This window comes from Olsenella profusa (assembly GCF_016900315.1).
GTDB classification, from domain to species: domain Bacteria; phylum Actinomycetota; class Coriobacteriia; order Coriobacteriales; family Atopobiaceae; genus Thermophilibacter; species Thermophilibacter profusus_A.
In genome coordinates this window covers 76,907-89,329 of sequence record NZ_JACSNQ010000004.1, presented here as the reverse complement: position 1 = coordinate 89,329, position 12,423 = coordinate 76,907, and the positions used below count along the sequence as shown (strand labels likewise).

8 protein-coding genes are annotated in these 12,423 nt (G+C 61.6%); 1 reads left to right on the top strand and 7 read right to left on the bottom strand.

Going from position 1 to position 12,423, the window contains the following annotated elements; genetic code table 11:
• The first annotated feature begins 1,163 nt into the window (after positions 1–1,163).
• The gene (locus H9X80_RS03485; RefSeq protein WP_204792963.1) at positions 1,164–2,438 is read left to right on the top strand and encodes an AAA family ATPase; all 1,275 of its coding nucleotides are present in this window, start codon (positions 1,164–1,166) and stop codon (positions 2,436–2,438) included.
• 381 nt (positions 2,439–2,819) lie between these two features.
• Here H9X80_RS03485 and H9X80_RS03480 read toward each other — a convergent pair whose 3' ends face one another.
• The 7 genes from H9X80_RS03480 to H9X80_RS03450 form a co-directional block, all read right to left on the bottom strand.
• Positions 2,820–5,255: a hypothetical protein gene (locus H9X80_RS03480; RefSeq protein ID WP_204792962.1), complete on the bottom strand. Its 2,436-nt coding sequence runs from the start codon at positions 5,253–5,255 to the stop codon at positions 2,820–2,822.
• A gap of 15 nt (positions 5,256–5,270) precedes the next feature.
• Positions 5,271–7,121 (bottom strand): DUF262 domain-containing protein, encoded by a 1,851-nt coding sequence (locus tag H9X80_RS03475; RefSeq protein WP_204792961.1) that lies wholly within the window; start codon positions 7,119–7,121, stop codon positions 5,271–5,273.
• Between the two features lie 370 nt (positions 7,122–7,491).
• Entirely contained in the window at positions 7,492–7,887 is a 396-nt protein-coding gene (locus tag H9X80_RS03470) for a hypothetical protein (protein ID WP_204792960.1), read from the bottom strand.
• A gap of 437 nt (positions 7,888–8,324) precedes the next feature.
• A complete protein-coding gene (locus H9X80_RS03465) occupies positions 8,325–9,620 on the bottom strand; it encodes a hypothetical protein (RefSeq protein ID WP_342590862.1) in 1,296 nt (431 codons plus the stop codon).
• 92 nt (positions 9,621–9,712) lie between these two features.
• The gene (locus H9X80_RS03460) at positions 9,713–10,582 is read right to left on the bottom strand and encodes a GIY-YIG nuclease family protein (protein ID WP_204792959.1); all 870 of its coding nucleotides are present in this window, start codon (positions 10,580–10,582) and stop codon (positions 9,713–9,715) included.
• Between the two features lie 134 nt (positions 10,583–10,716).
• Complete coding sequence (locus H9X80_RS03455; RefSeq protein WP_204792958.1) at positions 10,717–11,988, bottom strand: PBSX family phage terminase large subunit; 1,272 nt, start codon at positions 11,986–11,988, stop codon at positions 10,717–10,719.
• Complete coding sequence (locus tag H9X80_RS03450) at positions 11,981–12,403, bottom strand: hypothetical protein (RefSeq protein ID WP_204792957.1); 423 nt, start codon at positions 12,401–12,403, stop codon at positions 11,981–11,983. Before H9X80_RS03450 ends, H9X80_RS03455 begins: the two co-directional genes overlap by 8 nt.
• Positions 12,404–12,423: the final 20 nt, after the last annotated feature.

The window sequence follows — 12,423 nt, the reverse complement described above, 5'->3', positions numbered from 1 at the left end:
TAGAGCTAACGACAAGCGTCGTTTTGGTGTCTGTAACAGTCGGGTAACGATTGGGTTTAGTTAAATTGGTTGCCATGAAGTATGGATGCGATGGGTGTTGACAGTTTGAGCGGTATGGTGTTTGGAGACTTACGAAGCGCGATCCCATCGAGTGGGAGCGGGATATTTGCGGTTATGGGGCATCGGAGGCATATTCGACGCTAAATGACCCCTTACGAGGATGCGTTATTCTTGACATTTTTCTGGGCAGCAGTGCTGCTATGTCCAAAAAATGACCGGAATGGATCGAGACGCTGGGTTCTGTCTTGGAGGACGGCGATCAGTTCACCGCGCTTGTATTGGCTCTTCCCGTCATAAGCGGGTAACGAGGGCAGCCCAGATGTCTTAGAGGGCCCAAAGAGAACTTGGGCTGCCTGTGGATTCGAATAGAGCCGTGCTCATACGGAAGTCGAAAACTTGGACGATGTTCTCATCGTTCGCCACAGGTCGTTCCCCGCATTGACTGTGAGCGATCGAGTGAAAAATACGGCTGAAGGTACAGGTACCCGCAGCCGCTAAAAGCCCGAGGCTTTTCACATGGCCGAAGTATACACGATTGGGGTGTATCGTCATAACCGTATTAGCCCGCCGGGGCTCCGCTGAAGCAAAAACCGCTCCGGTACACAGGCGCCCCCCGAGTGATAAAAGCGCTACTTGCTTTTGGGTCATAAACAGGGGGATCCCATTCTCCGTGCGAGTTAAGCGTTGCCTCGCGTTTTCGTGTCCTGCACTCATCCCTGCGAGATTCCGAAGACGGCGTCGCCCCCGTCCGACAAATCGGCGTTGAGTTCATTTGAGTTCAGCTCAGGCACCCGGAAACCATCTGATTTCGGTTAATTGGAAGACGACGGTACACCGCGTAGACGAACGGTGATGAGAGTGCACATTTTGATTACTGAGCGGGAATAGCGAACACACGTTCGTATATACGTATAATACCACCTCTCGGAGCCATGGCAACCCCATGGCTCCATTTTTTGAAGAGCCTCTTTGCCAAACTTGCTGGTCTCTTTTGGGCTCCCATTGTCTAATTGTTCAAGTTAGGGGGTATTCATTGAAATTATGTGCTAAATACCCCCTAACTTGGGTACGAATGAAGCAAAGAACGACGATGGAGGTGGAAAGTGGAGCTATTCAGGCGTGAGAATTATCTCAGGAAGATTAGGGGCTTCTATCATGATGACGAGATCATAAAGGTCATCACCGGCGTGCGGCGCTGCGGAAAGTCCTGTCTTATGCAAACCGTTGCCCAAGAGCTCGTCGAGAGTGGCATCAGCTCGGCTTCCATCGTCTACCTCGATCTCGACAGCCGCAAGCTGCGGAAGGTCAAGACTGCCGACGAGCTCGAGGCAGCGATCGATAGTGCTTCCGCCGGCGCACCTGACGGATTGAAATACCTGTTCATTGACGAGGTTCAGAACGTGAGAGGCTACGAGGAGGTTGTGAACGCCTTTCGCACCGATGGGGGTTGGTCCATCTTCATCACCGGCTCTAACAGCTACCTGCTTTCGGGCGAGCTCATGACCAAGCTGACCGGTCGCTACATCGAGTTCGAGATGCAGACGCTCACCTTCAAGGAATACGAGGACATGAAGGTATTTCTCGGCAAGTCGGTCAACCCCAATCCCGTGGTAGAGCTCGATGCTTACATCTTGGAGGGCGGCTTTCCCAAGGCGCTCGGATACGAGGCGCTCGTCGATAAGCGAGCTTACGTCAAGTCCGTTGTCGCGGAGATTCTGGAGAAGGACGTCCGTCGCAGGGTCCAAGTTCGTAACATGCCCGTGTTCGAAACGGTCAGAAAGTACATCACGAACAATTTTGGGGCAACGACAAGCCTGACTAATATCCTTGACGACCTTGCGAAGCAGGGTGTCCATATTAAGCGCGAGACGCTGGACCGCTACCTTCGGATACTCGAGGACGCCAAGATCATACGACGTTGCGAGCGCTTCGATATGAAGTCGCGCAGGTCGCTTCGAGGCGAGCAGAAGTACTATCTCGCCGACCTGAGCTTCTACTTCGCGCTCAACACGGACAACCGCATCAACTACGGGCCCGTGCTGGAGAACATCGTGTACAGCTACGCGCGGAGCTTGGGCTACGAGGTGAGCGTGGGGCGTATCGGCAAGCTCGAGTGCGACTTCGTCATGAGGTCGCCCGAGATGGAGTACGCCTACGTGCAGGTGGCGATGACCATCATGAACAGCCTCTCGACCGAGGACCGCGAGTACCGCCCGCTCGAGCAGATACGGGACAACTGGCCCAAGTTCGTCATCACGCGCAACGACCCCATCCAGCACCGTAGCGGCATCGTGCACGAGAACGTGACGGAGCTGATCGGGGAGGGACGGACGTTCGGGTTGGAACAAGCGAGCGCCTTGCCGGAAGTGGACTACTAGGAAGTTACTCTTATCTGCTCGGCCCTACTCTGACCCGCGCCAATTGCTTAGCAAGCTGCGTGACATGAAGCTGAACTGCGGTCTTCTATTCTGATGATGGTTGGGTTGTTCGCTGGCTACCCTTATCCACTCTAACCTACTCGGACCTACTCTCATCTACTCGGCATGAAGGGCAGGGCAGGTGAGAGACTTAAATACGCTAGAGCTTTCGAACAACGATGACATTCATGCTCCGATATCGCTCGGCGGTGAGCTGCCAGCCGCATTTTGTACAGTTTCGCTTATGGAATTGTCGACAAACCCCTTGCGTTTCTTAGAGCGCATCAGTGCTTATTGTCGGAACAACGTTGTTGGCAGCTGGCGCTTGTCCCTCAATGTCGCTCATGACCCCATCTTACCACCAGCTGGCAAGGCGCTTATCTTCTTGGTCGCCGTCTTCAGAGTCTTGGCGAGCTCATCACTGCTGCGTCGCATGAACTTCCGACTCCGGTTCAGGATCTTAATCATCTTCTTCGGGCTGATCTCATCCTTGTCATCCGCTCCATCGTTATCGTCATCGGGCACCTTATCGTCAGGCACTCCACGCTTTATCGTCTCGATTTCCACCTCAAGCTCGAGTATCCGCTGGTTCAGCACGGTATGGATCTCAGTGACGGAGTTGAGGTCGTCGTACCGCCCGATAAGCACTTCCTTGCAGAAGGCCACGAGCTTGGCGCACTCGTCCAGTACATAGCTCCCGTTCGTCACAAGTGCCATCGACGTCGCGGCAGAGACGCCGGAACCACCGACGGCTCCGAGCAGCGCGCCACCGCCGGCTATGAGCATAGTCCCGCCTGCCATGCCGGTGCCACCGGCGGCGATGGCGCCGCCGCCAAGAAATGCAAGGCTGGCACTCGTGAGAGCGGCTCCGTGCAGCGCGGCCGCCTCAAGCCCCAGAGCCGCTGCCAATGTCGGTGCTATGGCGGGTGCGAAGTAGAACGCGAGACCACCAGTCGCTGCCACGACAACCACGGTTCCTGCAGCTCCAACGACACGTTTGGTAACGGCACCGTCAAGCTTACCGCGTGCGCTGTTAACCGCTTTGTCTAGCTTCGTGAGGTCCTTCTTTTCCACGACGCTTTGGCGCTCGCAGAATACCTCGCCGAGGTAGTCGCTGCCGAGCTTGAGCCCCTTGTAGAGCTTGTCGTTGTCGCCATGTAGCGGAACGTAGGGCTTGAACCGCTTTGCTTCCATCGCGATGAGCCACAGCCAGGAGCTGTTTGCGCGGTTATCGAGTCGTGTCGCGACGGAGTCGTATATGGCATCACTGCCTAGGAAGTACCCGGCGCTTGCTGCCCAAACGAGGTCGACCGTTTCGACGACCATCTCGCTCCATTCCTTGAGCCATGCGCGCTTCCTCTCGGCGCGCTTTGGGTGCTTCTCTTCTGTGATGTCGTGGGCGACGATGGCGTATTCGATCGAGTGCAGCATTCGCGCCTGCATGAAGTCGAGCTTGAGGCAGCCAAGGTCGGAAAGCCCGTGCTCGTATGCCTCCTCTGGGCTCTCGCCCTCTTCCAACTCCCTGTCTTTGAGCGTGGCGTTTACGTCTACGACGCAGGCGATCATGAAAGTCGCCACGCCCACGTAGTTCACACGTAGGAAAAACGTGACGGGGTCCTTGCCCATGATGGCCCTCACGGCGGCGTCGGCGATGTCCACGCCAGTGAAGACGCCGCTCGACACGGTGACCATGCGGCGCATGGCGGGGGTGCCCCAGGGAAGAATGTCCTCGGGGGCGATTCGCTCGAGGTCGCCAATGCAGCGTATCCCAAGGTCCCGGACCTCGCGGGCAAGCCTCCTGCAGAAGTAGAACCCGCGCACGACGCACTGGTTTATGAGCACCGGGATGGTCTGCCTTCCGACCTCGCCGAGTATGCCGACCTCGGTGCGCAGGTCGAACTTCCTGACGCTGTCCTTGATTATCCTGCCGTTCTCGTCGTGGTCGGCAAGCAAGGTTCCGTTGAAGAGCTTGGTCACCCACAGACGGAAGCCCATGTCTCCGTCGCCGGACTCTTTGAAGAACGGGAGCGCCGAGAGCTCCTTCATGAACGATATGAGCGGGCCGGGAATGCCGGTGCCGCCCATGAGCGCACCGCTGGAGCCTGCCATGTCGCTTACCATGTGGAAGAACCAGCCGATGGTTCCGAAGGCGATCTTCTCCTGGAAGTTCTTTCCGATGCAGGCCCTGTGCGACTTGGGGACGGGAACGACGTGCGGCATGCCTGCCTTGTCGGTTCCCACGACAAGCCCGGTGAACTGGGTGAATATCGAGAAGAACAGGCCGCCGATGCTGAAATGGTGTGAGAAGTCGCGAAGGTGGTGCTGCAGTCCTCCGCCGAAGTCGTTGGTGTTGCCATCAGCCGCAAGCGGGTGGTTCTTCTCGAGCGTTTTTATCGCGTCGCTTAAGTCATTCCCGGAGTAGCCTTCCACGCGGGCGACCTTCATCACCACCTTCTCGATCTTGTCCCTGCCCCACTCGCTTGCGTGGTCGAGGGAGAGCTCGCCCATGTAGAAGACATCAATAAGGCCGGAAAGGACGCCGCTGCTCACCGCGACGATGTAGTCGAGCTTGTCCGCCTCGTCTACGTGTGGTTCCCACTTGATGCTGTCCTCAAGTGTCTCGGTCACGCCAGCATAAACCTCTCTGGCACCCGATGAGCTTCCGAAAGAACTGGGTTCAGCCACGAGGAGCTTTGGCTTCTCTTGGAATGCGAGCTCGTATTGGATGAGCGGCCTGTCGTCATCCATGAAGAAAGCAGCTGCGACCGTATTGTTCATTCCAGCTATGTCCCGCTAAAACTCGATGTCGTCGAACGTGAATGCCTTCAATGCGAGCTTCACGAGCTTCTCGGTTCTCGCCTCAATCTGCTCCTTCGTCCAGCTGTCCACGCTCACGAGGTCGTCGTTGAGGTTGAGTCCGTTGCGGTACCCGACGTTCGAGCCGTTTGAGTCTTTGCGGTCGCGTTTCTCGATGAAGGGCATGTTGCTCAGCTTCGAGTTGTAGCCGGTGATGGTCAGGTTGCCGAGGGTGTGGACGTATGCAGCCTGAATCTCCCGGGCCTTCGCCTTGTCGCCACCACCGATCATGTCCACCCAGCTCGCTGGGATGTTCTCGCCTTGGGGGAGCACGTGTTCGATGGTCCACACGTAGTTACCTGACGGGTAGCGCTCCCAGAGCCCCTTCATCTCCTTGGTGACGCTCGGCTCCGCGAGCACGGTGAGGATGTAGCGCGTCATGTCCGGGTTCACGTCGTATATCGGTCCCTCAAGCCGCTCCTTGAAGGTCGCGTCGCTTGACGAAACGTCGACAAGCCTCCGCTTGATGTAGCGGGCGACGTCTACGCCCTTCATCCGCTCGTCCTCGATGCCCTCGCAGATGCTAATGAAAAGGCGCTCCAAATCGCGGGTGGGCGGCGTGTCGGTCACGTTGCGCCTCACAAAGAACCTGACCAGCAGCGCGGCGATTCCGGCGATGAGGCTGTCGTCCAGGTCGAGCTCCGACCTTTTCTTCATGAGGTAGAGGAGCATCAGGTAGGAGGGGACGCCCTGAGCGCGTGCAATCTCCGCGAGCTGGCGTACGAGCCCGGCGTCCATGCCCTCGCGGTCAACCCCGATGATTTGCGAATAGATGGCGGAGTTGCCGATGAGCTCGTCGAGCACCCCAAGCGCGCCGGGGTCTTGGCCGATCCTCATTTCGTAGATCTTGAGCAGGTTTGAGCGGGTGGCCACCGAGCCGAGCGGCAGCTGTGCGCCGCCCTCCTGCACGAAGGGCCTGTTCACGTCGCGGCGGAAGGCGTCGTAGTTCTGGCGGAAGAAGCGCTCCTGGGTGGCGTAGTCGTCGCCGAGGTTGCGAAGCACCTCCTGCCATTGCTCGAAGTAGTAGTCGAGCTCGTCACCATCGGCGTCGACCACCTTCGCAAGCAGGGTGTTCTTGATTAGGTCCACGGCGGAGAGGGGCACGCCTCGGTTGTTCAGCGATGCGAACAGCGTGTAGGCGTCTGCGTGGCTGTCTACGTTGATCTGCACGAGCACGGCCGAGCAGAGCACCCTGCTCTTGTCGAGCAGGGTGCTCACGGCATCGTCATCACCCATGCCGGAGATCTCCTCGCCGAGCCGGTCATAGAAGTACTCGAATGCCTTCGACATCTTGCGCACGCCGTGGTACTTGGGCCGCTGCATCACGACTGCGAGTCCGACGCGTTCCTTGAGGATCCAGCGGTAGTCGTCCTGGTTGTGGTTCTGAACCTGAGGCACCACGCGCGTCATGCCCTTGTTCGACTTGAGGACGAGCCTGTTGCGCAGCGGCCTGATGTCGTCGAGCTGCATGTCCTCGTCTATGGCGTCTGGGTGCTCGTTGATGCGGGCGTACAGCGCTGCGAGTAGCAGGCTGATGGTAGTAAGCCTCTGCTGGCCGTCGATGACCTCGAAGTCCACTATGTTGGTCTTCGGGTCGATCTCGCCCTGGATGACGATGATGGACCCGAGGAAGTAGCCTGGGTCATTGTCGAAGACGTCGTCGTAGAGGTTCGCCCAGTCTCGCTGGCCCCATGTGTACTCACGCTGGTAACGGGGTATGTTGTAGACCTTCAGCGCATCGGTCGATAGGATGTTGGCTACGGAGGGGTCACTTACGTTCTTGATCATCTCATCCCGGCCTTCGTTATACGGCATATGGTTTCGGTTGGTTTGATATGGAGACGGGCTTTCCTTGCCCTTCGAGTTGGATTCGGATTCGACGAGAAGGGGAGACCCAAGATGAATCTTATCGCACCAGGCACCGTAGCTGCGTTCCGATTCGCCTTCCTGGAGCTTCCGAGGGAGGAGCCATCCAACATCGCCGCGCTAGAGGGGGCGGCCGTGGTCCTGGTTCCTGGGTGCGGCCTTCATGCCAAAATTGCTCACATTTTGATACACGCGCTGCTCAGAAGCCGGCGCTCATTTGGACCACTTCCTATTGCACATCAACAGCGCTGCGCGCGGTCCGGCTCCGCCGGTCCCGGTCGCGGCCGCGCCCTCAGCGGTCGCCAGCCCTCCGCCAGGCGTCCGCCTCGTCGTCCCAGGCGAGCTCGACGCCGCCGGCGAGCTCCTCGAGCCTCGCGAGCGCGACCCCGAGCCACTCGACCAGATCGTCGCAGGGGCCCATCGCCCAGTGGGTGATGTAGCGGCACTGCGAGAAGCACGCGTCCCCGAGCGTCTGCACGTCGTCGATGCGCGAGAGTCCGCGCCTGAGGCCGCGCACGTCGTGCAGGGCGATGTCGTAGCGCTCCTCGTACGAGTGCCCGCAGTCCATCCTGAAGCCGAGCCCCCAGAAGCGCTCCGCCCAGTCGAACCTATCAAGCGCGGCGGCGCCCCGCTCCTCGATCATCTCCCTGAGCTCACGCGCGAACCGCGCGACGTCGCGTCCCTCCACGACGTCCTCCCTTCCTCGTCCGAGACGATTGTCCCACAAGGGATGATGAGAGGGACGACGCTTCGTAACACTACGTCTGACCTGCGCCTCGTTTTCGACAGACGATAAAGAATTGTCGACAAGTACAGGGCGAGAAGAACGTCGAGAAGGACGAGAAGGGCGATTGTTTCGCCGCCCACCCGGCATCGCCGCCACCGGCCGCTGCCAACCAGGGGCCGAGCGCGCCGTGACCGCCGCCGCTGCGTCGCGCGCACGGGGCGTACGTGCCGCCGTCGTGCGCGCGGGAGTCCCCCTCACGGCCGCGCCCCGCTCCGGTCGCGTCTTCGCCGCCGGCTCGGGTCAGCCCGCTGCGCGGTCTGCCCTCGCCAGGGGGGCTAAGCCGCTTCCCTCCGCTCTCGCGCGGCCTGCAGCGACCGACGCGGGCGCGCACGCCGTCGTCACGCCCGCCCTGCGGCGCGCGTCTCCGCGCCGAGCCTGCGCTCGGCCGCCAGCAGAGCCCTACAGATTCCCGCCAGAGCGCCCTCGAGCGCGCGCTCGTGACGGCGGATGTTCCTCATGAGGGCCGAGTTGTCGGCCGACACCTCCGTGGCGGTCTTCACGTACCCGACGTTCTCGAGGTCGACGTAGTTGATGCCGAACCCGCAGAGGTCGCCGAGCGTCTGCAGCGCGACCCTGAACGCCCGCGCCTGCGCCTCGGTGCGCAGCGTCGGCGCGAACTCGTGGATCGTGTCCTCTGTGCTCATGACCTTCCTGAACACCGTGCAGTCCGCCTTGCCGAACGGGATGGAGACGCGCCCGCCCTTGCCGTCCCGCTCCGTATCGAACATCACGTCCGAGAGGAACACGCGCATCTTGCCGTTGTCAATTTCCGACATCATCGCGTCGTAGCAGAGGTCGACCGCCTGGATCGCGTCCACCGCGTCCGCGAAGACGCTCTGCCCGTAGGGCGACATGTCCACCCGCGTGTTGTCGATGGCGGGCTTGACTATCGAGAAGGTCGGCCACACGGATCCCGTGTCGTACACCGGGCACACGCCCTCCGGCTCGACCCTGTTGCCGTCTCGGTCGAAGCACGCCGTGACGATCCGGTACGTGCCCTCGCTTGCATCGTCAGTCAGGCGAGAAGAACCCGCGCCCACGCCCTCTCCGAGAGATTCGCCTGGCGAGAAGAACGTCCCGCCCGCGCCCTTGAGATGCAGCTGCACCTGGTCGACGGCCCTGCCCCTCCAGAACGCCCGCGTCACGAACGCGCACTCGGTCACGCCCTCCTCGTCCCACGTGAGGGGCACGACCATGCGAGCGTCGTATCTCCGCACGCGCACCTCGCCCGCGCCCGCGTCCACCCAGAGCGCCCACGCGCCCGTCCCCAGGCCGAACGCCCGCACCACGCACTCCTGCGCCGAGGCGAGAAACCCGGTCCGCGCCATCCACGCCGCGAGCCAGTCCGTGCACGCCTGCTCCTCGCACGCCACCTGCGTCCTGTCGTTCAGCAGCAGCGACCCCCACTCCCGGCACACCCGCATGGCGGGGTGGATCGAGCGCCGGTGCACCTCGTACACCCGCCCCACGCCGTCGGTGTCGCGGTAGTCGTAGAAGTCCCCGAGCGCCCGCATCCACCGGTCCCACGCCCGGATGTGCGGCTCCATGTCCTCCAGCGGCAGCGAGAACCCGAGCGACCTCAGCCACTCCCTCACATGCTCCGGCACCCAGTACTCGTCATCCAGCCCCTGCACAGCGCACCTCCCGCCTCGTCCGAACACGCCCATTGAACCCGCCCGTCACAAAGGGCAAAGAACAAAGAGCGCCAGGCGAGAAGAACGCCCGTCTAGTTATCGTTGTATCCGTGAGCCCGCGTGTCGAGGCAGTCCTTCCACCACTGTTCCCGCTCCAGCACCTTCTGCGGGTCGTAGCTCATGCCGAAGTACTCCAGGAGCGTGAACTCGAAGTTCTCTCGGAAGTACCCCTCGCCCTCGCGATCGTAGAGCTCTCGCAGCTTCTTGTTGCCTCCGTGCCTGGAGTCAAGGTAGCTGCCCCAGCGCGCCGCCACGCCGCCCTCACCGGTGGCAGAGCCTATGTAGAGCTTTCCGGTCCTGGTATCCGTGAGGCAGTAGACCCCGGTCACGCTCTCTAGTGCGTCATGGTAGGAGGACATGATCTCGCGCCTGAAAATCCTGTCGAGCTTCGCGTAGGGCAGGTGCACGCGGTCGTACCCATCGAACGCCTCGCCGGTGTAGAGCGCCGGCAGGATCTCCTTCACCGTCGCCTCGCCGAGGAACTTGTCGAGCCTGAACACGTAGAGCGAGAACTTGTTGCCCTTGTGGAGGTTGATGATGAGCCTCCCGAACAGGGGCGCGTAGGTCTCGAGAATCCGTACCGTCGCATATCCGTTCTCGCTCCCGTACTCAGGTGTGTCCACAATCTCGGCGGCAGACACGAAAAGCCACTCGTCCTGGCGGTAGAGGCGCATGAAGCTGAACACCCAGTTGCCCTCCCGGAAGTTCCTTCGGTCCGGCCTGTACCAGGTCCAGTACGAGCACCTCTTGGCCAGGCCGGCCGCTCTTTCGTCCTCCGGACGGTCGAGCCATCGGTCGATGAACGGCTCCTTGGTCTTTCCGTCGTTCATGTTCAGCTCGATCTTGCTGTTCTCAATCCGCTCTTCCGTGAGGTTGAGGATGCTGTTCAGAGGGATGTTCATGGCACACCTGCCCGCATAGCTGCAATTTACTAGTTCATTTTAGGCGAGAAGAACGCGCGGCGACCATTTCCGGCTATCGCACGTCCATACATACATGCACCATCATTTAGCTGCCGAGAAGAACGCCCGCGCCGCTACCCCCTCAGCGCGTCGTCCATCATCGCGTAGCGCACCGCGTCGATCGAGTGGTCGTTGCCATCGGGAATGTCATCGAGCCACGTCCCGTCACGGTCGTACTCCTTGAGGCGGAACTCCTCGTAGGCGAGCGGCGCCCGCTCCGGGTCGATGCAGATCTCACGCAGCCCCGCCAGCCACTCGTAGCTGAGCCTGCGCATGTTCGACTTCCTCGCAGGGCGCACGCGCAGCCCCGCCTCGCGCCGCCACACGGCCATGCTCTGCTTGCCGTCCGGCGTGTCGTCGCACCAGATCAGCCCGTCGTGCAGGTAGGCGTCCTCGCCGGGTCCGTCCGCGTAGGTGAGCGCCGAGGCCACCATCGCCGCCGTCTCGCTCGGCGTCTTGCGGTTCGCCGAGAGCTCGCCGAAGATCGTGAGCCTGCGCTCGCCGGGCTCCCACCCGCACCTCACGAAGCGCCACGGGTCCGGGAGCCAGCCCCAGTCCACCCCGTTTCGCGTGCGCGAGAAGCCCCGGCACGCCGCGTCGGAGAGCCGCACGCTCACCACGTTGTTGAACACGCTGCCGCCCGTCCCCGTGACCTCGCCCAGGTACTCCGAGAGCCACGCACGCTCGTCCACCTCACGCAGGTACTCCGCCTCCTCGACGAAGGGGGCGCCGAGCCATTCGGGGTGCGAGTCCACCACATCCAGATACGAGCTCTGGCGAACGAGCGTGTCAGCCCGCCGCTCCCGCTCCAGCTCCTCGCGGTTCACCCAGCTCCAGAGCGTCCGGGGAGGGTTGTACGAGTAGAAGATCCAGAAGTCGTCCCCGCCGCGCCGAAGCGAGTTCAGGATGCTCCGCACCGCGTCGATGCCGTCGAACTGGTCCAGCTCTTCGAACCAGACCACCGCCGCGTAGCCGCGCGCGAACTTCACGCCCTTGAGCTTGAGCGGGTCGTCGGCTCCTCTGAACACGATGCGCTGCCCCGTGGGCAGGTACGTGAGCTCCATCGGGGAGATGCGCGCGCGGAACCACGCGTCGAGCCCCAGCGCCGCGATCGCCCACGTCATCTGCGAGAACACGGAGTCGCGCAGCGTGTTCGAGAACCTGCGCACCACCACCGCGTTCGCCTCCGGTCGCGCCAGGAGGAGAAGGACGATGCACACGGAGATGAACGAGCTCTTCGTGGAGCCGCGCCCGCCGTGGAGCCAGTAGTGCGTGTGCCCGTGGGCCATCACGTCGCCCAGCACGTCGTGGAAGCGCGGGATGACGAGCGAGGAGGCGTCAACCATCGGCGCCGTCCCCGTCGAGGCCGGGCAGCCTCTCCTGCACCGGCTGCGCGAGCACGCCGAGCACGATCTTCGGCGCGGCGTCCGCCTTGGCGTCGTCGCGCTGGCGATCCGCCTTGCCGAACTCGTCCGGGTACTTGCGCTCCAGCAGCCACGCCGCCGCCGTCCAGTACTGGTTGCGCGCCAGCGCCGCCGAGCGGATCGTGGTGAGCAGCGTCCGCTTGAACGCCGACTCCTCCTTTTTTAGCCCCTCGCTTAACGCGCGCTGCAGCCTGTTCTTCGGGTCGCCGATCCAGCGGTAGAACGTGGACTCGTGGATCCCCAGGGCGCAGATGATGTCGCCGTTGGAGAGGCCGTCCGCCTTGAGGCTGATTGCCTCGTCCACCATCTCCTGCGTCAGCTTCGGACGCCTCGCCATGCGAATCACCCCCGTGAAAC